Source organism: Bacillus sp. CGMCC 1.16541, from assembly GCF_003184905.1.
In the GTDB taxonomy this organism is placed as follows: domain Bacteria; phylum Bacillota; class Bacilli; order Bacillales; family Bacillaceae_H; genus Priestia.
In genome coordinates, this window is the sequence record NZ_QFRU01000012.1 from 74,262 (window position 1) to 99,619 (window position 25,358).

General features: G+C 35.6%; 27 protein-coding genes and 1 pseudogene. 20 read left to right on the forward strand and 8 right to left on the reverse strand.

Annotation, left to right across the window (positions count from 1 at the left end):
- The 8 genes from DIS06_RS12940 (at nucleotide 1) to DIS06_RS12975 (ending at nucleotide 6,570) form a co-directional block, all read left to right on the forward strand.
- Entirely contained in the window at nucleotides 1-345 is a 345-nt protein-coding gene (locus DIS06_RS12940; protein WP_110113669.1) for an ArsR/SmtB family transcription factor, read from the forward strand.
- 15 nt (nucleotides 346-360) lie between these two features.
- On the forward strand, nucleotides 361-1,659 hold the full coding sequence (locus DIS06_RS12945) for an arsenic transporter (protein ID WP_110113670.1): 1,299 nt from the start codon (nucleotides 361-363) through the stop codon (nucleotides 1,657-1,659).
- 42 nt (nucleotides 1,660-1,701) lie between these two features.
- Nucleotides 1,702-1,908 carry a hypothetical protein gene (locus tag DIS06_RS12950; protein ID WP_110113671.1) on the forward strand — a complete coding sequence of 69 codons (207 nt, stop codon included), beginning with the start codon at nucleotides 1,702-1,704 and terminating at the stop codon, nucleotides 1,906-1,908.
- Nucleotides 1,901-2,320: an arsenate reductase (thioredoxin) gene (arsC, locus tag DIS06_RS12955; protein ID WP_110113672.1), complete on the forward strand. Its 420-nt coding sequence runs from the start codon at nucleotides 1,901-1,903 to the stop codon at nucleotides 2,318-2,320. Before DIS06_RS12950 ends, arsC begins: the two co-directional genes overlap by 8 nt.
- A gap of 88 nt (nucleotides 2,321-2,408) precedes the next feature.
- Nucleotides 2,409-2,765 carry an arsenite efflux transporter metallochaperone ArsD gene (arsD, locus tag DIS06_RS12960; RefSeq protein ID WP_110113673.1) on the forward strand — a complete coding sequence of 119 codons (357 nt, stop codon included), beginning with the start codon at nucleotides 2,409-2,411 and terminating at the stop codon, nucleotides 2,763-2,765.
- Between the two features lie 15 nt (nucleotides 2,766-2,780).
- Nucleotides 2,781-4,547: an arsenical pump-driving ATPase gene (gene arsA, locus DIS06_RS12965; protein ID WP_110113674.1), complete on the forward strand. Its 1,767-nt coding sequence runs from the start codon at nucleotides 2,781-2,783 to the stop codon at nucleotides 4,545-4,547.
- A gap of 32 nt (nucleotides 4,548-4,579) precedes the next feature.
- On the forward strand, nucleotides 4,580-4,861 hold the full coding sequence (locus DIS06_RS12970; protein WP_110113675.1) for a HesB/IscA family protein: 282 nt from the start codon (nucleotides 4,580-4,582) through the stop codon (nucleotides 4,859-4,861).
- Nucleotides 4,862-4,929: 68 nt separating this feature from the next.
- The gene (locus DIS06_RS12975) at nucleotides 4,930-6,570 is read left to right on the forward strand and encodes an FAD-dependent oxidoreductase (protein WP_110113676.1); all 1,641 of its coding nucleotides are present in this window, start codon (nucleotides 4,930-4,932) and stop codon (nucleotides 6,568-6,570) included.
- Nucleotides 6,571-6,834: 264 nt separating this feature from the next.
- Here DIS06_RS12975 and DIS06_RS12980 read toward each other — a convergent pair whose 3' ends face one another.
- The 5 genes from DIS06_RS12980 to DIS06_RS13000 form a co-directional block, all read right to left on the reverse strand.
- Nucleotides 6,835-7,047 carry a hypothetical protein gene (locus DIS06_RS12980; RefSeq protein WP_110113677.1) on the reverse strand — a complete coding sequence of 71 codons (213 nt, stop codon included), beginning with the start codon at nucleotides 7,045-7,047 and terminating at the stop codon, nucleotides 6,835-6,837.
- A gap of 15 nt (nucleotides 7,048-7,062) precedes the next feature.
- On the reverse strand, nucleotides 7,063-8,361 hold the full coding sequence (locus DIS06_RS12985) for an NAD(P)-binding domain-containing protein (protein WP_110113678.1): 1,299 nt from the start codon (nucleotides 8,359-8,361) through the stop codon (nucleotides 7,063-7,065).
- A 28-nt stretch (nucleotides 8,362-8,389) separates the two neighbouring features.
- Nucleotides 8,390-8,704, reverse strand: coding sequence for an ArsR/SmtB family transcription factor (locus DIS06_RS12990; protein WP_110113679.1), 315 nt, complete (start codon nucleotides 8,702-8,704; stop codon nucleotides 8,390-8,392).
- A gap of 374 nt (nucleotides 8,705-9,078) precedes the next feature.
- The gene (locus DIS06_RS12995; RefSeq protein WP_110113680.1) at nucleotides 9,079-9,408 is read right to left on the reverse strand and encodes a hypothetical protein; all 330 of its coding nucleotides are present in this window, start codon (nucleotides 9,406-9,408) and stop codon (nucleotides 9,079-9,081) included.
- 24 nt (nucleotides 9,409-9,432) lie between these two features.
- Complete coding sequence (locus DIS06_RS13000) at nucleotides 9,433-9,678, reverse strand: hypothetical protein (RefSeq protein ID WP_110113681.1); 246 nt, start codon at nucleotides 9,676-9,678, stop codon at nucleotides 9,433-9,435.
- Between the two features lie 69 nt (nucleotides 9,679-9,747).
- On the opposite strand from DIS06_RS13000, the gene DIS06_RS13005 reads away from it, so the two are divergent.
- From DIS06_RS13005 to merA, 4 genes are all read left to right on the forward strand, one after another.
- A complete protein-coding gene (locus DIS06_RS13005; RefSeq protein ID WP_110113682.1) occupies nucleotides 9,748-10,149 on the forward strand; it encodes a MerR family transcriptional regulator in 402 nt (133 codons plus the stop codon).
- Nucleotides 10,150-10,254: 105 nt separating this feature from the next.
- Nucleotides 10,255-11,226 (forward strand): arsenic resistance protein, encoded by a 972-nt coding sequence (locus DIS06_RS13010; RefSeq protein ID WP_110113683.1) that lies wholly within the window; start codon nucleotides 10,255-10,257, stop codon nucleotides 11,224-11,226.
- A 190-nt stretch (nucleotides 11,227-11,416) separates the two neighbouring features.
- The gene (gene merR, locus DIS06_RS13015; protein WP_404825867.1) at nucleotides 11,417-11,836 is read left to right on the forward strand and encodes a mercury resistance transcriptional regulator MerR; all 420 of its coding nucleotides are present in this window, start codon (nucleotides 11,417-11,419) and stop codon (nucleotides 11,834-11,836) included.
- Nucleotides 11,837-11,871: 35 nt separating this feature from the next.
- Nucleotides 11,872-13,521 (forward strand): mercury(II) reductase, encoded by a 1,650-nt coding sequence (gene merA / locus DIS06_RS13020; protein WP_263622130.1) that lies wholly within the window; start codon nucleotides 11,872-11,874, stop codon nucleotides 13,519-13,521.
- A 406-nt stretch (nucleotides 13,522-13,927) separates the two neighbouring features.
- On the opposite strand, the gene DIS06_RS13025 is transcribed toward merA, so the two are convergent.
- Complete coding sequence (locus DIS06_RS13025; protein ID WP_110113685.1) at nucleotides 13,928-14,227, reverse strand: hypothetical protein; 300 nt, start codon at nucleotides 14,225-14,227, stop codon at nucleotides 13,928-13,930.
- A 799-nt stretch (nucleotides 14,228-15,026) separates the two neighbouring features.
- On the opposite strand from DIS06_RS13025, the pseudogene DIS06_RS20960 reads away from it, so the two are divergent.
- From DIS06_RS20960 to DIS06_RS13040, 3 genes and pseudogenes are all read left to right on the forward strand, one after another.
- Nucleotides 15,027-15,131, forward strand: a pseudogene (locus DIS06_RS20960) (YHYH domain-containing protein); the annotation flags it as partial.
- A gap of 615 nt (nucleotides 15,132-15,746) precedes the next feature.
- A complete protein-coding gene (locus DIS06_RS13035) occupies nucleotides 15,747-17,147 on the forward strand; it encodes a protein NO VEIN domain-containing protein (RefSeq protein WP_110113687.1) in 1,401 nt (466 codons plus the stop codon).
- An 11-nt stretch (nucleotides 17,148-17,158) separates the two neighbouring features.
- The gene (locus DIS06_RS13040; RefSeq protein WP_110113688.1) at nucleotides 17,159-17,542 is read left to right on the forward strand and encodes a hypothetical protein; all 384 of its coding nucleotides are present in this window, start codon (nucleotides 17,159-17,161) and stop codon (nucleotides 17,540-17,542) included.
- Here the strand turns inward: DIS06_RS13040 and DIS06_RS13045 are convergent.
- Both DIS06_RS13045 and DIS06_RS13050 read right to left on the reverse strand, forming a co-directional pair.
- Entirely contained in the window at nucleotides 17,511-20,576 is a 3,066-nt protein-coding gene (locus DIS06_RS13045) for a Tn3 family transposase (protein WP_061793468.1), read from the reverse strand. The two genes, DIS06_RS13040 and DIS06_RS13045, sit on opposite strands and share 32 nt — an antisense overlap.
- Before the next feature lie 41 nt (nucleotides 20,577-20,617).
- Entirely contained in the window at nucleotides 20,618-21,175 is a 558-nt protein-coding gene (locus tag DIS06_RS13050) for a recombinase family protein (RefSeq protein ID WP_110113689.1), read from the reverse strand.
- 341 nt (nucleotides 21,176-21,516) lie between these two features.
- Between DIS06_RS13050 and DIS06_RS13055 the strand changes: the two genes are divergently transcribed.
- From DIS06_RS13055 to DIS06_RS13075, 5 genes are all read left to right on the forward strand, one after another.
- Nucleotides 21,517-21,972, forward strand: coding sequence for a DUF4304 domain-containing protein (locus DIS06_RS13055; RefSeq protein WP_061793456.1), 456 nt, complete (start codon nucleotides 21,517-21,519; stop codon nucleotides 21,970-21,972).
- A 211-nt stretch (nucleotides 21,973-22,183) separates the two neighbouring features.
- Nucleotides 22,184-22,861 carry a hypothetical protein gene (locus tag DIS06_RS13060; protein WP_061793455.1) on the forward strand — a complete coding sequence of 226 codons (678 nt, stop codon included), beginning with the start codon at nucleotides 22,184-22,186 and terminating at the stop codon, nucleotides 22,859-22,861.
- Between the two features lie 297 nt (nucleotides 22,862-23,158).
- Nucleotides 23,159-23,401 carry a hypothetical protein gene (locus tag DIS06_RS13065; protein ID WP_094913322.1) on the forward strand — a complete coding sequence of 81 codons (243 nt, stop codon included), beginning with the start codon at nucleotides 23,159-23,161 and terminating at the stop codon, nucleotides 23,399-23,401.
- A 392-nt stretch (nucleotides 23,402-23,793) separates the two neighbouring features.
- A complete protein-coding gene (locus tag DIS06_RS13070; RefSeq protein WP_094913323.1) occupies nucleotides 23,794-24,108 on the forward strand; it encodes a carboxymuconolactone decarboxylase family protein in 315 nt (104 codons plus the stop codon).
- An 11-nt stretch (nucleotides 24,109-24,119) separates the two neighbouring features.
- On the forward strand, nucleotides 24,120-25,340 hold the full coding sequence (locus DIS06_RS13075; protein WP_094913324.1) for an ATP-grasp domain-containing protein: 1,221 nt from the start codon (nucleotides 24,120-24,122) through the stop codon (nucleotides 25,338-25,340).
- Nucleotides 25,341-25,358: the final 18 nt, after the last annotated feature.

A 25,358-nucleotide genomic window follows, 5' to 3' on the forward strand; every position in this document is an offset into this window, starting at 1 on the left:
ATGCTGAAAACAGTGATTGAAATGGAAAAAGCTGCATTAATATTGAAATTATTAGGTGATAAAACACGATTAACGATGGTTAAAATTCTTGACTCCCACGACTGTTGTGTATGTGAATTTGTTGAGATTTTTAAAGTGAGCCAGCCATCCATCAGTCAACATCTTCGTAAATTAAAAGATGTGGGATTGGTTAAGGAAGAACGAAGGGGACAATGGATTTTCTATTCGGTTAATAAAAACAACGAATATTATTCTTTCGTCAGTCAGATTCTTGATCAATTGCCAGACCAAGGCGAAAAATTAAAAGAGTTGGAAGAACAAGGTACACGAATTACATGTTGTTAATTGGAGGTTTAAACATTGTCATCAACGCTTATACTCGCAATTTTAATTTTTGTAGTAACACTAATCTTTGTTATTTGGCAGCCAAAGGGATTAGACATTGGCTGGTCTGCAATGGGCGGAGCCATTATTGCGTTATTAGTAGGAGTAGTCGGATTTGCTGATGTGCTTGAGGTAATCGACATCACTTGGAATGCTACCTTATCTTTTGTAGCAATTATTCTGATCTCATTAGTATTAGATGAGATAGGTTTATTTGAATGGGCTGCACTACACATGGCTCGAGTAGCAAAAGGTCATGGGATAAAGATGTTCGTTTATATTAGTATATTGGGCGCTGTTGTAGCTGCTTTATTTGCAAATGATGGCGCAGCGCTAATCCTTACACCTATTGTCCTTGCGATGGTAAGAAACTTGAATTTTAAAGAACAAATGATTTTTCCGTTTATCATGGCAAGTGGTTTCATTGCAGATACAACTTCCTTGCCTTTTGTTGTCAGTAACTTAGTTAATATCGTTTCAGCCGATTTCTTTGGTATTGGATTTGTAGAGTATGCTTCCAGAATGATTATTCCAAACTTTTTTGCGCTGGCTGCAACGATTACTGTATTATTGATTTATTTTAGAAAGAGTATACCTAAAAATTACGATCTATCCAAATTGAGAGAACCAAAAGATGCAATTAAGGATATAAAAATATTTCGCTTATCTTGGTATATCCTCGGGTTATTAGTAATTGGTTACTTTACGAGTGAATACATCAATGTACCGGTATCAATTATTGCAGGAATCATTGCGATATTCTTTATCATATTGGCAAGACGGAGTCCAGTTGTTCATACAAAAGAAGTGATTAAAGGCGCACCGTGGAATATTGTTGTTTTTTCCATTGGTATGTATGTGGTTGTTTATGGATTAGGAAACGCAGGTCTTACCTCTGCACTAGCTGGAGTGATTCAAGCAGTCGCTGATGAAGGATTATTTGTTGCTACTGTTGGGATGGGCTTTATTGCAGCATTCCTGTCATCCATTATGAATAATATGCCAACTGTAATGATTGATGCTTTAGCAATTGCGGAAACAAATACATCAGGTGTATTAAGAGAAGCCCTTATTTATGCGAATGTGGTTGGTTCTGATTTAGGTCCAAAAATCACCCCAATTGGCTCTTTGGCAACTTTAGTATGGCTACATGTATTATCCCAAAAGGGAGTTAAAATTTCATGGGGAACCTATTTTAAGACTGGGATTGTCTTAACGATTCCAATTCTATTTATTACGTTAATAGGCTTGTATCTAACATTAGTCATTTTTTAACTGTACCTATGTAAACTGTGTGATGGGAGAGGGGGCATGGTTATGCGACTTTCATTTATAGTTCCTACCTTATTGGGTTTAATAAGCTTGTTTTTTATTTCTGCAGGATTAGGACTTAGAACAATCAATCTTTACTTTCCCTTAATTGGCTATGTACTGGGTATCATCTTCTTTTTGCTGGCAGGGAAAGCTACAGGTATATTGAGAAAAAAGGAAGAAGGGAAAGAAAAGGAGAATCAGAATGGCTAAAAAAACAATTTACTTCTTATGTACAGGAAATTCATGCCGAAGCCAAATGGCTGAAGGTTGGGCTAAGAAATACATTGGTGACGAATGGGAAGTCAGAAGTGCTGGAATTGAAGCACATGGTTTAAATCCTAATGCTATAAAGGCAATGGCTGAAGTGGATATTGATATATCAAATCAAAAATCAGAAATCATCGATACAGAATTCTTGAACAACGCAACTCTGGCTGTTACGCTTTGTGGAGATGCAGCTGACAAATGTCCAATGACACCACCACATGTTAAGCGAGAACATTGGGGATTTGATGATCCGGCAAAAGCAGAAGGAACTGAAGAGGAACAATGGAAAGTATTCCAAAGCGTTCGTGATGAAATTGGTGAACGTATCAAACGGTTTGCAGAAACAGGAGAATAATAGTGGGAAAGCCATGAGAAGAGTCGGGGCTTTTCTATAACCTTTAACATAAGGATATAGTTATATATTAATGAGGAGATGTGTAGACATGAAAAAAGTTGAAATCTTTGATCCGGCAATGTGTTGTTCCACTGGAGTTTGTGGACCGAGTGTTGACCCTGATTTAACAAGGGTTGCTTCAGCAGTTTATTCATTAGAAAAAAAGGGCGTAGATATTACACGTTATAACTTAGCAAATGACCCAGCAGCTTTTTCGGATAACGAAACAGTTAATCAAGTACTTCATGATAAGGGAGTGGATGCACTACCAATAACGCTTTTAGACAATGAGGTAGTAAGAGTGGGGACATATCCAACAAATGAGGATTTTGCTGAATGGTTTGAAACGAAAACTGATGAGCTTACGCAAAAACCCCGAGTGCGTGTATCCATGAAACTTGATTAACTAGGAGGAATTGATATGTATCAACTATATAATCCAGCACAACATGTAAAAACACCGGTTTTGTTCTTTACAGGTAAAGGTGGTGTAGGAAAAACCTCCGTAGCATGTGCAACGGCGGTATCCCTTGCAGATCAAGGGAAAAAGGTACTCCTGGTCAGTACCGATCCAGCATCAAATTTACAGGATGTCTTTGGGGTTGGACTATCCAGCAATCCGATTGAAATTCCCGAAGTGGAAAACTTATTTGCTAGCAACATTGACCCAGAAGAAGCTGCAAGAGCCTATCGTGAGAAAACGGTTGGACCGTATCGGGGTAAACTTCCGGAATCCGTGTTGAACCAAATGGAAGAACAACTTTCTGGTGCTTGTACGGTAGAAATTGCGGCGTTTGATGAATTCTCCCATTTATTAGCTGATGAATCGATCTTAAATCAATTTGATCATGTGTTGTTTGACACAGCCCCAACTGGTCATACATTAAGACTCTTGTCGCTCCCAACTGCCTGGAGTGGATTTTTGGAAGAAAGTACACATGGTGCATCTTGTTTGGGACCCCTTTCAGGTCTTGGAGATAAGAAGGATATGTACGGAAAAGCAGTTCAGGCTCTCTCTGATTCCGAAAAAACAACGCTTATGTTAGTTGCAAGACCAGAAGAATCAACACTCATTGAGGCAAATCGGGCATCTTTAGAATTGAGAGAAGTAGGAATACAAAATCAAATGCTGATCATTAATGGACTCCTTCAGTCACATGATTCAGATGATGAAGTCGCGACTGCATTTTATGAAAGTCAACAAGATGCGTTAAGTCAAATACCAAAAGAGTTAAAGCCAATAAACACATTATCACTACCATATGTCCCTTATTCTCTTACAGGTATTGATAGCCTACGCCAACTGGTTAGCGATAATCCATTTGTTGACAAAGGAAATAACAATGAAGATATTGAATTGAATCAATTAGCCCAGTTACGTGACGTTATCGATGATTTCTCGGATAGAAATACACGAGTAATTTTTACAATGGGTAAGGGCGGTGTTGGAAAAACATCCGTTGCCTCTGCTATTGCAGTCGGACTTTCGGAAAAGGGACACAAGGTTCATCTAACGACAACCGATCCAGCATCTCATCTCGATTACATGTTTAAAAATAGTGATGTAGACGAAAATTTATCAATCAGCAGTATTGACCCGGAAATTGAAGTTGAAAATTACAAAAAAGAAGTCATTTCAGCAGCAGGGGAATTAGGCGAAGGAGAATTAGCATATTTAAAAGAAGACCTGGAATCACCATGCACTGAAGAAATTGCAGTATTCCGTGCCTTTGCAGATGTAGTGGCAAGGTCAGAAGACGAAATAATTGTCATTGATACAGCGCCAACAGGTCATACGTTGCTATTACTCGATTCATCAGAAGCTTATCATAAAGAGATGAGTCGCTCTACAGGAAGTACGCCAGAAAGCGTGAAAGCACTGTTACCTCGTCTTCGTAATCCAGAAGAAACCGAAGTGGTAATTGTAACGTTAGCAGAAGCTACGCCTGTATTTGAATCAACCCGTTTACAAGAAGATCTTAGACGTGCTCAAATCAATCCGAAATGGTGGATCATTAATCGAAGTTTGTCTGCAGCAGGAACAGAAGACAAAGTCTTAAAGGCAAGGGCTTCAAGCGAAAAACAATGGATTAGCGAAGTAGAAAATGAATTGGCTGAACGATGTGCACTTATTCCATGGACAAAGGAAGCTAACCTAAACAATGACAGTAAGATTACTCAATCATAAGTTTTCACTAAATTAATCGGGAGGAATTTAAAATGAATATAACTGAAAAGGCAAAACAAAATTTACAAACGATTTTGACAGAAAAAGGTGGAGAAGGGATTCGCTTTTACTCCATGGGTGCAGGTTGTTGTGGGCCGCAGCTAGGAATATCCTTTGATGCACCGGAAGAGAATGACATCATTGAAGAAATCAATGGAATAAAAGTAGCTATTGATAAAGATGTAAAGGATACACTAGAAGGATTAACACTAGACAATGATGAAACTCCAAATGGCTCACAATTTGTTCTATTAGGAATGGATCAGTGCTGCTAGTAGAATGATACAACTACAATAAAAATTAAACATACTATCAACTGGATACTTGTGGAGGAAATTTTAACATGAAAATAATAATCATTGGCTCAGTTGCAGCTGGTACTTCTGTTGCTGCGAAAGCTCGCAGAAACGATGAAAATGCGGAGATAACTTTATATAATGCAGACTACGATATCTCATACTCGATATGCGGAATCCCTTATTTCTTAGGTGGGGAAGTTGATGAGTTAGAATCATTGACACCTAGAAGTGCTACTTGGTTCAAAAAGCGTTACAACGTCGATATTTTTACTCGCCATGAGGTAACAACGATTGATCCGGAAAGTAAAAAAGTAACGGTTAAAAACCTAGATACCAATGAAACCATGGAAGAAAGTTATGATACGTTAGTATTTGCAACAGGTGCAACACCAATAACGCCAAACATTGCTGGCGCAGATAAAGAACATGTATTTCAGGTACGTACCATCCAAAATACAGCTAGTATCGATTCCTATATGAGAGCGAATAACCCAAAAAAGGTTACCATAATAGGTGCCGGGTTTATTGGACTTGAAGTTGCTGAGCAACTGAAGCATAAAGGATTGGAAGTAACCATAATCCAAAGAAGTGACCAAATCATGCCACACTTGGATAAGGATATGGCAAGAAGTGTTGAAGAACATGTAAGAAGTAATGGTGTGAATCTGCTGCTAAATGAGGAAGCCAGTACAATTACAGAAAGTGTTGTAGAAACAAAATCAGGGAAAGCCATTGAATCGGATATCGTCATCTTAGCAACTGGCGTACGTCCAAATACAAAATTGGCGCAAGAAATTGGTGTTGAATTAGGGGCATCAGGTGCTGTAAAAGTCAACACCAAAATGCAAACGAATCTTCCTGATGTGTATGCAGTAGGCGACGTTGCGGAAAGCTTCTCCGTCATTACTGGAGAAGCAATTTACCGTCCATTGGGTTCTACTGCAAACAAAATGGGTCGTATTGCCGGAGATGTAATCACTGGTGGAGATTTGGAGCACCGGGGAATCCTGGGTACTGGAATCTTGAGAGTGTTTGACCTTGCTGTTGGTTATACTGGGTTAAGTGAAAAAGAAGCACTTCAGGAAGGTTTTAACATTGAAGTTCTCCACAATATTAAACCATCGAGGGCAGATTATCTTGGAGGAAAAGAAATCGTTATTAAGGCAATTGCAGACAGAAAAACAAGTCGAGTTCTTGGTGTTCAAATAGTGGGTGCAGATGGTGTTGATAAGCGAATTGATGTATTTGTAACAGCTATATCATTTGGAGCTAAGGCTGGAGATCTGTTCCATTTAGATTTAGCCTATGCACCACCATTCAGTACAACAAAAGATCCAGTTATGTATACAGGAATGGCTTTGCAGAATGCAATTGATAAGAAAAACAAGTTAATTACACCACAAGAATTAACAGACCGGATTGAAAGTGGTGAACAATTACAAATTATTGATACGAGAGCTACCAAGCAATTTGAAGTTTCTAACGTAAATGGAGCAATTAATATCCCTCTGGCCAACTTACGCTCCGAAGCTAAAAACTTAAATCGTGACATCCCAACTGTTACTTACTGTAACAGTGGAGTAACCGGTAATGCAGCTCAGAATGTATTAAGGAATATGGGATTTAAAGAGGTATTTAATCTTTCTGGTGGGAACAAGAATTACCAAAGCTTTAGTAAACAGTAGTTAATTAATGAAAGAAAGGGCTATTCAAATGAATAGCCCTTCAGCTTGTAGAAAAACCCCCTAATTTTAAAAGTATGATTTTGAAAAAGGAGGTTTTTGATGTTTTAATTGATTCCGATCGCAACATAAGGTTCTTAAGACATTATCGAACTACTATATGTTGTAAAGTGAAATTGTGAAAAAAGCTGCCGAGACTTTCTCGACAGCCTGAAGGGCTATTCAAATGAATAGCCCTTTTTAGTTATTGTTTTGTAAGAAGGTAACTTATAAATGTTTTATTTCTTTTTGTAATTCTTCATATGCCAGAAGAAATTCCTGATAACTTGTGGTTCCTAATTTTTTTGGATTGTTGCTAAATATTCGTTGAAACGTAATGTCTTTCGCTTTTTCTACAGAGCATTCCATGGCATTCATTATTAGATTCATATAGGACCTAAAATACTCTTTTTTTAGGACTCCACCACGATTAATGACCATTTACAACCTCTTCTTTCAATTTCTAGTTGTTGTGCAACAGCTACTTCCAGTATTTACTCCTTTTATTTCCAACGGTATTGATATGGGGGATACTTTACAAACCCCTGTTTCAGGTAGATTCAGTTTTACTTTTCTAGCTTCCTCCAAGTCCCCTGCAAGGTATGCAGCGATTGAACGAACCTGTTCATAACCTGTTGCCATTAAAAATGTCGGAGCACGGCCGTAACTTTTTACCCCGGCTATATAGAATCCATACTCTGGCTGACGTAACTCCTTTTCACCATGTGGACGTACTGTTCCACAGCTATGAAGATTAGGGTCAATAAGAGGAGCAAGTTCGCGTGTGCTTTCCACTGCAGGGTCTATATCTAATCTTATCTCGTTCAAAAAGGAAAAGTCAGGTCTGGCTCCGGTATTTACTACAATTTCATCTACCTCACTTAAAATTTCCCCGTTTGTACCTTTTATTTCAAAATGTCCATTTTTCTCTGTAATTTCTTCTACATAAAATCCAGTGAGAACTTTGGCAAGACCATTATCAACAAGCTGGTGTGCTTGGGTACCGAGTTCACCTCTTGCTTGCAGTTCATCATTCGCTTCTCCTCCAAAAGCTTCTTCTACGTGTTGCTTACGAATGATCCAGGAAATCTTTGTGTTTGGAAATTTGTTTTTTAATTCTGCTAGGTCAATTAATGTATTTAAAGCAGAATGCCCACTCCCTATTACTGCCACGTGCTTGTTTTTAAAAATTGCTTGTTCTTCAAGTAAATTTGGGATATGGGTATGCAATCTGTTTTTTAGTGCTTCATTACTCCATACACCATCTGCAAAAGGAGGGTTAGGGTGATTCCAAGTTCCAGTGGCATCAATAACTGCTTTTGCTTCTATTTTTTTAATGCTTCCATTAAGGTTTACATAAAGAGTGAAAGGTTGTTGTTTACGAGAATTAGATTTCATTTTATCTGTGTTCTTTTTGGTTATATTCATAACTTCAGCATTATAAAGGATTCTTTCCTTTAGTTCTGGATGATTTGATAAAGGTTCTAAGTATTCATCCACCAGTTCCTTACCAGTTGGTAATTTATCAGCTTTAGGTTCAACCCAATCCGTTTTTTGTAATAACTTTTTGGCAGCTTCATTTATGTTGAATTCCCATGGGGAAAATAACTGGACGTGTCCCCAAACAAGAATGTTATCTGCCACTTTAGAACCTTTTTCCAAAACAAGAAATCCTTGATCATATTCAATTAAATGGGCAGCTGCGGCAAGACCTACCGGACCTGCGCCAATGATTACTATAGGTGATTCCGACATATATACATCTCCTTTTCATTAATTCAATTTAGTTTTTACGGAACAAGCAACAAAGTTCTTCTGATAGAACATTATTTATTTCTTTATGATTTAAGGAGTAATAGCTCCAAGTACCTTTTTTATTCTGAATAATTAAGTTTGCTTGCAATAATATTTTTAAATGATAAGAGAGTTTTGATTGCGGCAGGTCCATTTCTTCCATTAAATCGCAAACGCAAATCGAATCTTCAGGTGTATTTGCCAATAAATATAGGATGTGCAGCCTCTTTCCATCAGCAAGTGCTTTAAATGTTTTTTCATAATGTTTGAATGTACTTTGTAAATCAACTGTTACAGGAAGCATAAATACCCTCCATTCGTTTAATCAAAAATATTTGATGAACATATCATACATCAAATATTTTTGATTAACAAGTTATAAATCAATTTTTTTTGATTAATAATGTATTATAGTTATTAATTGTAAAAGTATCTTAAGTTACATTTCTTTACGAATATAATCATGCATTATGGATTGTATTGTGAAGTTTTTCACTTAATTTAATTGGTGCTATAACAATAAGGAAATCGTCGATTTGATAGCCTATTTTGTGCTAACTGGCAGAAGAGTTGAAGAAGAAATATCTAAATTTCACAGTTCTAATGAAGAAAATGTAAAAAATATGTTCAAATTAAAAATGGTAGCTATTCAGCTACCATTTTTAAAACTGTGATTTTTTATAATTGGAATTCTTCTTTCAAGAGGTTCTTAACATCTTCGTTTCCAGTCAATTCCACTCTTATAGATTCTGAATCCCCACTTACATTTAGTGAAAATTTTATGAATGGACAACATCTATTTTCCAAAGTAATCCATTCGGCTATTTTCAGTAATAACGGTTGATCATTTGGGAAAACAAAAGTGTAACCATTGATAATTCCCTTGACTGACAGCGTTTCAGTCAATTCCTTTCGAAGTACCTCATAACGTCTTCTTTTTTCTGAATTGAAGGCACTAATATTACAAGCAACATTTGAGGAGCTTGTACAACAATTACATTGATCCATAACAGAAAACCTCCTTTATGATAGTTAACTATGTTTACACGAACTAGAGGAACAATTGCAACCTGCACTTGCATTACATGTACGGTTCTTTTTCACTGTTTTTAAAATGAGAAAAACAGATAATGCCAAAGCAATCAGCAAAATTCCCCATTGCCAATAACCAAAACTTACTCCAACGATACCCGCAAGTCCTGTAATACCAATAACGGGTAATGCACAACATAGCGCACATAAACCAACTATTCCAATTCCAGCAAATAACTTTTTCAAATAACCATCTCCTAATGTATAGTTAAAGTATAATAGTTAAAGTAAACTTTAAGTCAAGAGGTGATAATTATGGATTCGCTCCTTTCTATTGGTGAGTTAGCAAAAAAGACAGATGTTAATCCTTCAGCTATTCGTTATTACGAGTCAATTGGAATAATGCCCACTCCTAAAAAAGTAAGTGGACAAAGACGCTATACAACTGAAGGTATCGACCGATTAAAATTTATAAAAACGGCTCAATTAGCAGGTTTTAGTATTCAAGAAATTGGCGTTCTTTTAGAGGGTTTTGATAATCAGGTGTCTCCATCTGAAAGGTGGAGAAAAATGGCGACTATCAAGTGTTCTGAATTAGAGGAACAAAAGAAGCATATTGACGCAATGCTGGATGTATTAAAGAACGGATTGAAGTGTGAATGTCTTACTTGGTCAGAGTGTTTAACAAAGGTTAATTCAGATGGCACTTGTTGTTAAACCTTAATAGAAGAAAGAATGTATTTTGGCAAAGCTAAAGGATTACTTAATTGAGGAACAAATTGACCTTGAAAGAGGTATTATTAATGAGGGATGATTTTAAATATGATTACTAGGGAGAAGTTAGAAAATCAACAAATTTGGATATATGGTATTTCTCTTATATTCGGAGGAGTATTAGGTATCTCGAACGAGGATTTAGGAACAAGCTTGGATTGGACTATTTCGCCATTCATAGCCATTCTCATGTATGGAATGTTTGCGCAAATACCATTCTTAAAGCTACGTGAGGCAATTTCAAATATCAGATTTATGGTGGCATTACTAATTGGAAATTTTATAGCTGTTCCCATAATTGTATGGATCTTAATAACAATATTTCCTCAATCTCCACCAATTTTATTAGGAGTTTGCTTGGTTTTACTTACCCCATGTATTGACTACGTAATAGTCTTTACTCAACTAGGGAAGGGAAACGAGAAATTAATGTTGGCTTCCACACCTATTTTGTTTGTAGTACAAATGGTATTGCTTCCATTGTATCTATGGCTATTTATAGGTGAAGAGATGGTAGGAGTTGTACAAATAGGTCCATTCATAGAAGCTTTTCTATTACTAATAGTTGTACCTCTAATATTAGCCGTTATTACTCAATTATGGGCTAAAAAGAGAGCGCTTGGCGAGAAGGCATTAGAACTTACAGCATGGTTACCCGTCCCATTTATGGCTTTAGTATTAATTGTGGTAGTGGCTTCGAAAATTGGTAAGATATACAGTGATTTCGAGATAATTATGCGTGTAATTCCGATATATATTTTGTTTTTAATCATTACACCACTTGTATCTCGTTTTATTGCATATGTTTTCAATTTAGATAAGGGTGCAGGAAGAGCATTAATCTTTAGTACTGGAACAAGGAACTCCCTTGTAGTTCTTCCTTTAGCATTAGCTTTACCCGATTCTTGGGCAACGTTAGCTGCAGCCGTAATTGTTACACAGACCATTGTGGAGTTGATAGGAGAATTATTCTATATCAAGGCTATACCTAAATTAATACTGAAAGATCATACTGATTAAAGTGGGACCTTAAGTAATAACTAACGTTTTATTGAAGTTTTAAAATAAAATTAATTAATGATATTCCACTAATTGATGCGATTGTTAAATTAGGAAAGTCGCTTATTGCCTTATAGGGGCAGAACATGAACATTTGAAGAAGAGGAATTTAATATTATACTTGACCGTGTACTAAGGTACACGGTTTATTATGTTTATAGGGGTGAATAATTTGAGTTACCAAATTACTTTATTTGCAGAAAAATGCGGTGTAAATAAAGAGACGATTAGATATTACGAACAGAAAGCATTATTAAAAGAACCCTCTCGAACAAATGCAGGCTATAGGATATATACAGATGATGATGTTAAGCGTGTAAAATTTATCAAAAGATTGCAAGACCTTGGATTTTCATTGGGTGAAATTTATAAATTACTTGGCGTTGTTGATAATGATGAAGTTCGTTGCAAAAATATATTTGAATTTGTATCAAAAAAGGAAATAGAAATTCAAAAACAAATTGCAGACTTAAAGCGTATTGAGTTAATGTTAAAGGACTTAAAAAGTCGATGTCCAGATCAAAAATCATTACATCAATGCCCTATTATTGAATCGTTAATTTTTGATTGAAGTTACCGTGTAATTTATAAATAGAGGAGGAATAAATGGTGAAAAAATATCGGATTAAAATCAATGGAATGACCTGTACAGGATGTGAACAACATATTGATGCTGCATTAACAAGCATAGGTGCTAAAAATATCGAAACCAGTTTTAGACGTGGTGAATCCGTACTTGAATTACCAGATGAAGTTAATGCTGAAAATGTAGAGCAGGCGATTCAGCAAGCAAATTATCAACCAGAAGAAATAGAAGAATTTTCATTACAGGACTTGATAAATATCGAGTTAGACAACAAAGATGATTATGATTTACTCATAATCGGTTCAGGAGGGGCAGCTTTTTCTGCTGCTATTAAATCAACTGAATATGGGGCAAAAGTGGGAATGATTGAACGTGAAATAGTTGGAGGAACTTGTGTAAATATTGGCTGTGTTCCATCAAAAACACTTCTTAGAGCAGGAGAAATCAATCATTTAGCAAAAGCAAATCCGTTCACAGGTTTACAAACATCTGCTGGGGAAGTCGATTTAGCCTCTTTGGTGAATCAAAAGGATGAATTAGTTAGCGAACTTCGAAATCAAAAATATATAGATTTAATTGATGAATATGGCATTGATTTAATAAAGGGTGAAGCTAAGTTTGTTGATGAAAATACAGTTGAGGTAAATGGGGAGAAAATTTCTGCAAAACGATTTTTAATTGCAACAGGTGCTTCGCCATCTATACCAACGATTTCAGGACTTGAAGAAGTGGACTATCTAACTAGTACAACACTACTCGAATTAAAAAAGGTGCCTAAACGATTAACTGTTATTGGTTCAGGGTATATCGGATTGGAACTTGGGCAATTGTTTCATAATTTAGGTTCAGATGTAACACTTATACAAAGAAGTGAGCGTCTTTTAAAAGGATATGATCCAGAGATTTCAGAAGCCGTAGAAAAAGTTTTGACAGAACAAGGTATTAACCTTGTAAAAGGGGCAACTTATTGGCGTATAGAACAAGTTGGAGACGTAAAAAAGGTTTATGTAACGGTAGATGGCAAGAAAAAGGTAGTGGAATCAGAACAATTACTTGTTGCAACAGGAAGAAAACCAAATACGGATTCTTTAAATTTAAGTGCAGCAGGGGTTGAAGTTGGAAGATGTAAAGAAATATTGATAAATGATTATGCAAGGACAAGTAATGAAAACATTTATGCTGCAGGCGATGTTACATTAGGACCTCAATTCGTATATGTAGCTGCATATGAAGGTGGAATCGTCGCTGATAATGCGATTGGTGGGTTAAATAAAAAAATAGATTTATCTGTTGTTCCTGCTGTCACATTTATAAATCCGTCAGTTGCAACAGTTGGATTAACAGAAGAACAAGCAAAAGATCAAGGCTATGAAGTAAAAACATCTGTATTATCTTTAGAGGATATTCCAAGAGCATTAGTAAACCATGAAACGACAGGTGTATTTAAGATGGTTGCTGATGCTAAAACATTAAAAGTTCTAGGGGTTCATGTTGTATCTGAAAATGCAGGTGATGTGATTTATGCAGCGACATTAGCAGTTAAGTTTGGCTTAACTGTGGATGATTTAAAAGATACCCTTGCACCATATTTAACAATGGCGGAAGGAATAAAACTAACTGCACTTACATTTGATAAAGATGTTTCGAAATTATCTTGTTGTGCAGGGTAAATGTGAATAAATATACTTAAACTATAAGCGCAGTTATATACAGTATCCGTTCTAAAACGTTGATGTGGTACACCTTTTATCTTTGTTTACATGTATCCGTAGATAAGCGTTTAAGGACTTGACATGGAGCCTCTGTGGGCATGATTGGTCTTGAAAGGATGAAGCCGTTGTTTCATCAGGCATCCAAGCCTATCATACCCACCTCTCCACGTAAAGTCCTATCTTTGTTAACGTTAAAAAAATAATTACTTACTGAAGATAATAAGTAAACATAGTTAAAAAACAGGCTGTTTTTGTTTCGTTGTTTACGATGATTACGCTTAAAAATCATACTGTATATAATGGTGCTTTAATTTAACAAGCTAACCTAAAAAAGTCGGTTCCTTACGTACAGGAATTCGACTTTTTAGGTTAAGATTCTCTTAACGTACAAAATTTCCGAAATGTTGGCGGTACCCCTTTTAGAGAAAGTACCGTCACTATTTTCTATCAACACTTGTTCCTTGCCAAGGTCTCGTAAAATGTCCCTGGCTGCATTATCCCATGCTTGTCTTATTTCTTTAGTTATCACGCCCCCTTTTTCACTAAAAGGTCTGTTGTTTTCTGCAAGTTTTTCACCAATGTGTTCAACATGAAATGGACTATCATCGAAAGTCTCAACCATATCTTTCACTTGTTTTCTAACATCTTTAGTGTCTAACGTCATAAAAAGCCCCCCTAAAATGATATTCAGGGAAATTTTAGCACTAAACCCTTAAAAAGGACAGAGAAACTTCCTATGTAACGAATCTAAAACAGGATTAAATACTTATATAATTTCAATATTTTATCTTTTAATAAGTTCATATAACCTTATATTTTCCCGTAATTCATTTTCCAAAGTTCTGCTTTCATAAACGTCGTTACCAGCATGTGTTCGACCCTTAACTGTAGTTATAAGACCACGAATTATCACCACCACATATCACACTACCAATATAGTGCTGCCATACAGACAATACCAAGCTACTACCATGTGCCATCACACACCACCATACAGACAGGGCGAGGCACCGCCACCAGCCACATGCATCGGACTGCATCATTGATACACGAACACATACACAAGGCAATAGAAGACAATAGAACAATAACAATGAATAAAGGAAAGGAAACAAATGAAGAAACAAGCGAAGCAAGCAGGAATATAGCATAATGACACTCTTGATACAGGAATAAATGCACGATGAACAGTACGAAGCGAGGAAGCCCCTATATGGGGGGGACGGGGGGTATCAGGGTGGTCGGTCTGCTACACGTAAAATATACACACAGCTTTTCTGTAACTTTAATTGTAATAAATTACCTTTAAACCACCCTGTGAAATTGGTAATTTTCCCTAAAACCTACTGTATAATAAATATAAAAAAGAGTATAAGGGCTGGGGACTAATGAAAGGTATATTTAAGGTGGCAATCTTTACATTTCTATTTCTATTAAGTTGTTTATTTACTCAGGAAGTTACATATGCACACCCTGGCAACACTGATGAAGATGGAGGGCATACGTGCTACACCAACTGTGAGGACTGGGGGCTGGAATATGGAGAGTACCACTATCATGACGAACCTGAAGAGGAAGATGATTCTGACATTACCGTTATTGACCCTTTCGCAGGGCTAGGTGCATTACTGTTTATCGGTGGCCTACTCTACTGGCTATTTGATACGATTCGTGACTGGTGGAAATATAGAAGATAAGGGGCACTACAGATTTCACCTACAATAAAAAGTCATTTCCTGCGTAAAAATTTTTGCGTGGGATTTTTTAAAACTTTTTTTAACAATACCTACATAGTAACAATAGCCATACAGTGATACATCCAGATACAACGAAAAAAGCCAGCACTATATAGTACTGACCTTTTACAAACCTGAAGAGTAGAGAGAAAGGTTTATCAAATATGTCTTTTTACTCTTACCTCTATTTTCAAAGTAATAAACTGATTTTTTCTGTAAATCTCTAAGAATATTAGCAGTATAGGGCTGGATACACTGGGGCTTTATATCGCCAGCCTATGTTATTGGTATTACTAATAAATATGCCCTTATTTTTAAAATAGCACGATTAAGCTTACCTTAATTAAATAAAGGATACCAATTCTTTTTCAGTTATTTAAAACCATTTATTACATATTCGTAGTAATATAGAATTAGTTCGATTGTTTATTACTAGGAGGGGTCAGTTTGTCAAAGAAAGAGGTAGTACCTACAGCCGAGGCAATAGGGATATTCAATGATTACACTAACAGGGTGATAGAGGAATTTTTAAGTTATTATAGTTCAAAGGCTTCAAAAAAGACCTACAGAAGTGCCATAAATATAATGTTACTTGATATACTGGCAAAGGAAGCAGCCGATATTACTTTTTCAGATTACAATAATGTAGTTTCTAAAGATGAAGGAGATAGAAATACGCAGAGTACCTATAGGGAATCTTTTATTAAATTCCTATATGGCTTTGGTCTTCTAAAGAATGAAGAAGGATTCTCCTCTAGAATGCTAAAAGACGATATTGTAGCTGAATTTAATAGGCTAAAAAACAGAGGTAAAGTAAAAGTGAAAAGGATTTCACCAAATGAACCCTTGACATTACCTGAATTTATGGCGATTGAGGAAGTATTGAATAAAGACTTTACTAAACTAGAAATGCAAAAAATAGAATTTTGTTGGCATATGTTATATCAAGAGGGATGTAGTGTAGAGGAATTAAAGGAAATTAAAAGTATTCATCTCCAGGACGGGAAAGTAATTACTGATGCAGGTAATACTTTTGAAGTTCCGAGTAAATTTCACCCTATGTTTGAAGATTTAAATAGCCGAGAAACTAGGTATAATGGCTTTTTTACGGCCAATAAACTTATAAAAGATTTAGGTGAAATAGCTAATCTAGATAGAAAACTAACTCCATTTATAATTAAAAAAACAAGAAATGAAAATATACTGAAGTGCAGTAATTGTAGCGAAAGCTATGAAAATAAAACTCAAAATTGGGCTTCTGTAAATGGAAGAATTGTTTGTTTCGAGTGTGCAGATGATATTAAAAAAAAACTGAATCTAGCTGATGAAGATATACCAACTACTAGCGTTAAAGTCATGTCATCGGAACAAGAAGCAAAAGTAGAAGCCTCAGTTTATACTTTTGGAGAACTGGCTAGAAACTTTAAAAATAAACCTATAAATTACTTAGAACTACATGAACGGTTAATGGAAATTGGACTGATGGGCGAAATCTTTGTTTATGAAAGCGAATGTAAAAAACTTAGTGGAACGAAATATGAAGAAATGGTTAATAGAGAAATAGCCGAAGACCCTACTAATGGTTACGATATTCTTTCTTATGAACGGGATGGAACACCATTACATATAGAAGTTAAGACGACAACTTCAAATAAAGACCAATTTTTCTTATCCAAACATGAATTGGATACAGCAAAGAAATTCAAAGAACAAGATAAAAAACACGTAGTTTATTTTGTGAAAAATATTCTTTCGAATGAACCGACAGTCGAAAGAATTAAGGATATCGCTGAAAACACCAATTTTATATTTGAAGAAACAAATTATAAAGTGACTAAAAATCAATAGGGGAAAAACGTATGTTGTTACTGAATACAGTTCAAAATAACGAAGCACTAATTAAAGAAATGCAAGACAAGGTTATTTCAATTCAGGAAAATCAAATATCGTTCTTGAATAACACCCTAACTATCACCTATGCAATAGCCGCGGTACTTGTTTCAATAGCCGCAATTGTGACAACAATAGTTTCAACAAAAATAAGACGTTCTAACGAGGAAGCACAGAAAAAAATGGAGGATGCAGAAAGAACTATATTAGAAGCCAGGTTCACTATGCAAAACTTTTTGAAACAGAAAGAGGGTGTTTTTGCACATCCCCCGAAAAAGGGGAATAAGGAGCGCTTCCCCAAAATTTCTAACAAGGTACTCCTTATATATTGTTTATCCCTATTTCAGATATAAATTTTGAATGGGCCAATTCTTGAATGATTGCATCCATGTCAACAGACTCTTGTTGTATATTAAACTCGTATCTTCCATAGAAATTAATATGTTGCCATGCGACTGGAGATATTTGTTTCATAACGTCTGAATCCAGTCCCTTTGTTTCTTGGTAAGCCAACATATTAGATAAAATACTGGCATTGTAAAAAATAATGCAATTGGAGAGTAAGCGACTGCATTCGCCCCATATATGTTGATCATTTTCATTTTTAAAACGCAATTTTCCAAAATTAGCAAAGGATACTGCTTTACGTAATTTATGATAACTTTCCCCTCGATTTAATGCCTTTTGCACATTCCGTCGTAAAGGTGGAGAATCAATATAATCCAAAAAATATAGACTCCTTATAATGTTATCGTACTCCCATAAAGCACGTTTGGTTTTATTCTTCCGTGCATAAGCACTCAGCTTACCAATTATAATGCTCTGTGTGGTTGTTTTAACTGCAAGGGATAGCATAATTCGCTGAATATTTTCCCATTCTTCTATAATGAGATTCGTATTAATCTTTCGGACTGGCTTGATTAATTTATCGCCATATTGACTTGGATGTTTGAATCCATAAAGAGATTTGCTAACTTTATTGTGAATATCCTTATAGCGAGGCGCAAACTGATAACCAAAAAGTTGAAGAATTGCAAAATTCACTTCATTGGTTCCATGAGTATCCGTGGAATGCATATCGGGCTGAATATCCGTCGAGTTATGGTAAAGAATATCAAACACATAATGGCTTTCATGCTCATTGGCCCCAATAATTCGAGCGTTGACAGGGATATGGTTGGCTACCATTGTATAGGAAACAATCCCTTTACCAAGACCAAAGTATTTAGGTGAATGGCGAGAATTAATGGTATTGATTCGAGTCTCAACTTTCTGCCCGTCACTACTTGAATGGATCGTCTCCCCAATGTCATATTGTTTAAAGATTGGGAGTTTAGCTATTGCATTACTGATACAATCATTCGCTTCTTTTAAAGTCTCCAGACGAATAAAGTTATCAGATGTGGCAGCCAGTACCGGATAGCTAATATCAGAAATTTCCCCCATCCTACCTAACCCCATGTTGGTTCCCCATGCGATCAGACAGGCGACAAGAATTCGATTGTCTTTATTCTGTTTAGCGTAACGTCCTAGAATGTGCTCAAAAGAGTTAAGGAATTGACAGTTTTGCTGAACAAAGTGCAAGACACTTCTAATATCTATTTGCTGTAATGTATCATAGAATGAGTGATTAAGAGATTCTGTATCCCGAGTGTATGGTAATGTCCATCGGGTATGTGAACCTCGTTTTTTGATTTGGAGATGTTCATTTTCCCCGGATGAAATGCTTCGGTTAACCTCGGTTATTCGGTCTTCTAATCGCTTCTCAAGCTCAACTAAATGACTATGAATAGGTTGATTGAAAATCGTCAGACCAGTATCAGCGATCAACGTTTCTTTCTGTTTCCATTGATGATCATTGATCAGGTCATCCTCAAAACTACGAAATCGGATACTGTCACAGCAAAAAATATCCCCTGCCTCCAAACGGTTGCGTAGGAGGCGATAGACCAAAAATTCATAGCGATCTGCTAAAATTGTTTTTTGTTCGGAGATATAACGCTTCACACCATCGGATATGAAACCATTTGGCAAATCATCTGAGTGATATTGTCCTAACGCTTTATTCTTATTAAAAGCAGTCTTCATAAAATCGATTGCTTTAATTAATGGATCATTAGTTGAAGGAGCAACGAAATCAACCTTCAAAAATATGGGTCTTAAATAACGCTTAAATCGCCGTGCCTGCTGATCAATCTGTTCCCATTGGAAGGCAGTTTCATCATATTTTATATTTGCAGTGATCTGTTTCGCTACGGATTCCAGTTTCTGACGTTCCAGAATCGTAAATGCACGACTTTGAATATCTTTAAAGGGAGTATCGGCAGGAATATGATCATCAGTAAATATTTTGAGTAGTTCCCCTGCTTTTTTTATGTCTTGATTGCTCTCTGTATAGCACTGGTAAACACGTTCTTTTGCTGTTGATTTTGCATCATCGATATAACCCCTCACGCTATATATGAAGGTGTTAATCAGATTGTCGTTCATCCGTTGATAACGATGAAATACGAAACATAATAAGTAAATATAAACAATCCATTCATTCAGACGTTTCAGTCTAAAGACAGAGTAATAGCTTATTAAAGAAGCGTAATACTTGATGCTTTCGTTCGAAATATTTAGCTTTGGTAACAATTCTTGGGCCAAATGATACAACTGTTGTATTTGTTTACCTCGTTCCATCTCTCGCTTTATCTCAGTAGCACTGAAATCTTTCGGCTCATGCTTCAGTAACGTAATCTCATACAATCCAGACGAGTCTTCCAGTAACTGATCTAAGGCTTTGATATCCATTTCTTTAAGATGGTCTTGAATTAGTGTAATCAATCGATTTTGTTCATTGGTTATTACTTGACCTATGATATCTTGCATAAAACTATAAACGGGAACGACAATACGATGCTCAGACAAATAATTCATGATTTCGCGAAAGATATAAATGGGTCTACCGAAAAATGTTGCAGCCTTACGGGCCTTTTCCTCCATGGTATGCCGTTCTGCGATGCCACAACTACGGTAGCTAAATAATTTAAGAATCAATTGTTGTTGTTTTAAACGAGTAGATTTATCAATCGGACTCCAATCATCAAGTTCACTATTGTTGAAGTATTCCTTTAAAACATACTGTAGATCCTCTCCTACCTCATGGAAGTCAAATGTAAAAAATAGCTGTTTGGCTTTGAAATAACCCAGTTGTAGAACGAAATAAGCTTTAGATTTGATGGAACGCAATGTATGTAGCAAATCTTTCTCAGGCTGTGAGAGAGAAAAGTAAGAACAACGATCTTCATATGTGAAATTTGGTTTTTCATAAATAGTCTTTATTTCTTCCTCACTAAGAATCCTTAAACGATTTTGGTTACTTTTGTTCTTTTCAATATCCATATTTGTCCTTTCCAAATAGCTCATTCACTTCCTAATTTTGATTAACCTTTTTCCTCCCTTTTCAGCTTTCTATACAAAGTCATACGGGAAATACCAGCCTTTTCAGCAGCGTCTGTCCGGCTCATCCCTTGATCCATAAGATATAGGGCATAATTGATCTTTTCTTCATCAGCTTTTGGCCTTCCCGGAAACTTTCCCCGTTTTTTTGCAGCTAAAATGCCTTCCCTTGTTCTTTCAGAAGTGAGATCTCGCTCAAATTGTGCAATTCCAGCAAAAATAGTAAACAACATTTTTCCATGTGCCGTTGTTGTGTCCAGCCAAGACTCCTTTAAACTTTTTAAATGTGCGCCTTTTTGGGCAATGAGTTCTGTAATCTCAATCAGATCCTTTGTGGAACGTGATAAGCGAGTTAAATCCGTTACAACGACGGTGTCTTCTGGTCGAAGAAACTCCAACATACGGTTCAACTCTGGTCGATCCCTTTTCGTTCCTGTTATTTTTTCAAAAAAGATACGTTCACATCCAGATTCTTCAAGTTGCCTCTTTTGGCGATCTAAATTTTGATCAATGGTCGAAACGCGCATGTAACCAAATTTCATTTACATCCTCACCTTTCGTCATAATTGTACCAAAACTATCAAACAATTAATATTGTTACAAATGATTTTGTTACATATTTTTGTTACGCGATATATACTGGATTAGTAAGCAAAATATTAATTTTCATATCATGTAACAGAAATGGTCGTTTTTGTTACAGCGATTACATAACAAATACTACTTTATAAAAAAGTAGTAAAGTTAAAGTTAAAAGCTTCAGTTACTCTATTCCGCAATCGGGCCAGATTCTGGAGCAAGGTTAATTGAACTAACGGTGCAGGTTAACGTAAGGAGCACTCGGATAAAATAGGATTTAATAAATTAAAAGGAGTAGGGTATAATGGCTTCTGGACGTGATGAAATGATTAAAGCACTGAAATCAATTCTTATTCCATTATTAAGGGAAAAGGGATTTAAAGGTTCTTTTCCGCATTTTCGACGTAGATTAGAAACCCGAATTGACCTTATCTCTTTTTTCTTTGACAAGTATGGTGGTGGGTTCATTGTTGAAATAGGTGCTTCACCAACCAATGGTTTTACAATCAAGGGTGGAACTCACTTTCCTCCAGATAAGGTAAACACAACTCACCATGTTCCATGTATTCGACTTGAACCAACGGAGGAACACGACTCATTTAGATATGACGAGGAACCTATTCCACCCGACATTTACGAAAAATTAGCATATGAGGTTGTTTCTCTTTTACCTAAAGCCGAGGAGTGGTGGAATTCAGATAAAATAGCGCGGATTATTAAGAAAAAAGCAAAAAAACAAGGTGAAATCAATTTTGATTAAAGATATTTCCCTTATTGTGTAACGGGAGCGTTAGTTTAACAAGCTAAGGTAGCAATCGGGCGCACTCCTTCAACAAGGGATGCTTTTCTTATTGAACAAACGGAGGTTAGATCAATAAGCTGATAATACTAATAAGCCAGCGAAAACAATGATACACGTAGTAATATAATAAAAATATAATTATTCGAACCTTTTAAGAGAGGCGATTAAAATGAAGGTAGAAATAAGCTACTTCCCTCCCGAAAAAATAATAACTGTATCGGGGCCAGAAGCCACCTATCCTTTTGGGATTAACGGTGAGTTCCAATATATCGTAGAGTTTTCTTGTTATATTGATGGTAATTATACAGATGCCCATGAAGAATTCTTTTGCAATTGGATGGAGAACCAAGATTATTACCCTATTTATTCCCTTGCGGAAATCTATGATTTTCAACAAGCAGAGTACGAAGAACTGTTTAAGCTGCAAAATATAGAGTTTAATTATATGAAGGGGAGTCGTAAAGACACGTTCTTTGTAAAAACAATTATACGAAGCCCGCAACAATTTAAAGAATATTATCCTTATTTGTACGGGAATGGAAGCATGTTGAACTTATCATTGTGGTCCTTAAAACAGGATGTATTCAGACTAGAGGAAAGGGAATATGAATCGCCTTATCATGTAAAAAAGACTAAAAAAAACCGAACCAGTCTCGTTAAATTAAAGTGGATAGCCAATACGCCGATAGCAACTTTAACTGAAAGTTCGACGATGTTTTGGGTAGGGTATGATGGCGATTATATTACTGCGTTCTCAAATGATGAACACTTTTCAACAATAGACTCTCTTCAAAAAATAATACCTGAAAAGGTCGAGCTAGTGACTGATGATTATGAGTGGGAGTAATGTTCTCCCGTTCTATACCCTTTTGAACTAAACCAGCTAATAGAAGCCCTTCTGTTCTTCAACAATCGGGCGCGATTGTTGAAGAACACTTAGATTTATAAAGACTTTATTGCTAAAGTATCCTTATTTAACAACTTTATTTTACCCCCATCCAAAACAAGACGGGGGTATGTGTGTTGAAAGTATTTAACTTAAACAACTTATTATAACCTTGACATTTCCTTATTGCGGGTGGTGACAGCTTCGCTGGTACTACCCCAACAAGGGGTTATATGGGAAGAAGGAAAAGAGGAAAAAGTGGATACAGTCATCTTTGCTACAGGATATCGACCAAATGTTGTATATCTAAAACCCCTTGATGGAGCTTTAAATACTTTAGGTAGTCCTTTGCAAAGAAAAGGAGTTAGCCAAAAAATCAATGGTTTATATTTTGTAGGTCTTTCATGGCAACGATCGTTTTCATCGGCAACGATTCGAGGAGTTGGTTCAGATGCAAAATATGTAGTGAAGCAAATAAAACGGTTAAAAGATTTAACATAAAAGATATGAATACAATAATAGATTACTAACGTTTTATACAAATGATAATTGGTGGCCTTTTTTAATTAATTAGTCAAAAGTAAAGAGAAATATTGTAAAAAAGATTAAATATTTTATAAATTATTAATTCAGTGTAAAAAAAGATAACTTATCCATGTTATCTTTTTGTTTTATATTGACAAAATAAACAGTTGCAAATTACAATTAAAAAAAAGAAATATTTTCTAGTTTATTTTAACATACGGTTAAAATTAAAAGGAATTCTTTTTTTATTCAAATACTTTACTTGCAATTTACAAGTAAAATATTTGAATGCTATTTTATTTTCTATCAGTTAAACGATTGGATTATAAAAAACTATAACGTTAAAACATATAAGGGGGAAATGGTTAATGTTGCTTGAAGGAATTTGTTCATTAAATTCTAAATTTAACTCATTTAGCGATGAAGCACTTAATGGTGGACCAATGAATGAGAAAGAAAAATTAATTGCAAGTATGGCTGCATGTATGGCCCTTGGAAACAAAGATAAAATAAGAGGCTTAGTTATCAAGGCAAAACAAAATGGGATTACAAACGAAGAAATTAGTCAATTATATGCGCTTACATTAACAATGTTTAAAGATCAATTAGATTTTGGTCTTACTGATTCTTGTGCAGATAGCTCAAATAGTACAGATCAATCTCAATCCAACTGTTGCGTGTGAGGGGGATTAATTTGTTAACCAAAGAAAAAAAACAAGCTGTCGTTATTTTAGGAACAAGAAACAATGAATGTGAAGAAGCAAAGCTAGTTAAAGAATTAGGATACAAAGCTATACTATTCAACTCTAGGATAGAGCTTCATGAAGCGTTGTTTGTTGATTACCCTCTAGAAATTGACTTAAATGATGAGCTTTCAGTATTGAGTGAAGTAAATAAACTGAAAAATCAGTTTGAGATAGTCGGCGTTTATACATTAAATGAATACCGTTTAACCTTATGTTCAAAAATATCTGAAAATTTAGGACTTAAAAATGCTATGAGTTATACAGGAGCAATTAATTGTAGGAACAAAAAACTTACTAGAAAAGCTTTAAAGGGAACAAAATGGGAAGTTAAACACAAATTAATTACTCATGAGAGAGAAGTATTGAACGCTGTAGAAGATTTTACTTTTCCTGTGATTATTAAACCATCAAATGAGTCAGGGAGTAGTATGGTTAAAAAATGCAACACAATTGAAGAAGCATGGGATGCCGTATCTAACATTAGAACAAAAGAAAAAAATCTCGTGGGCCAAGAAATCGACTCTGAAATATTAATGGAAGAATACTTAGAAGGTCCTGAATTTAGTGTTGAAGCTTTCACCATTAATGACGAGACAACAGTTCTTGCAGTAACAGAAAAACAAACAGCTACATTTAACCCCACTGTGGAAGTTGGACATATTGTTCCAGCACAAATTAGTGAAAGAGATTTGGAGCTAATTAACTCACTGATTAAGGAAACGTTAAGTTTATTAGGCATTAATAACGGGGTTACCCATTCTGAAATTAAATTAGCTCCCAATGGCCCTAGATTAATAGAAGTTAATGCAAGGCCTGGTGGAGATAGAATCCCTGACTTAGTAACTACAGTAACAGGAATAGATTTAAGAAGGTTATCACTTCAAATTATTCTTGGAGAAAAAGAAAGAATACAATCTAATGTCAAAAAAGCTAAATTTGCAGCTATTCGTTTTTTAGCAGCTGATAAATCGGGTGTCCTGCACTATGATATGAAAGATCTAGGCCTAGCACAAAATTATTCATTATTTTATAAGCCAGGATCAAAAGTTAGTGGTACAACCAGCAATTACAATCGATTAGGTTACTTTGTTGTAGAAGGGGAAACTTACGAAGATATTAAAAATAAAATTGAGAAAACAGAAGAAGCATTGCAACTTAATATTTTATAAGATCGGGAGGTAATGATT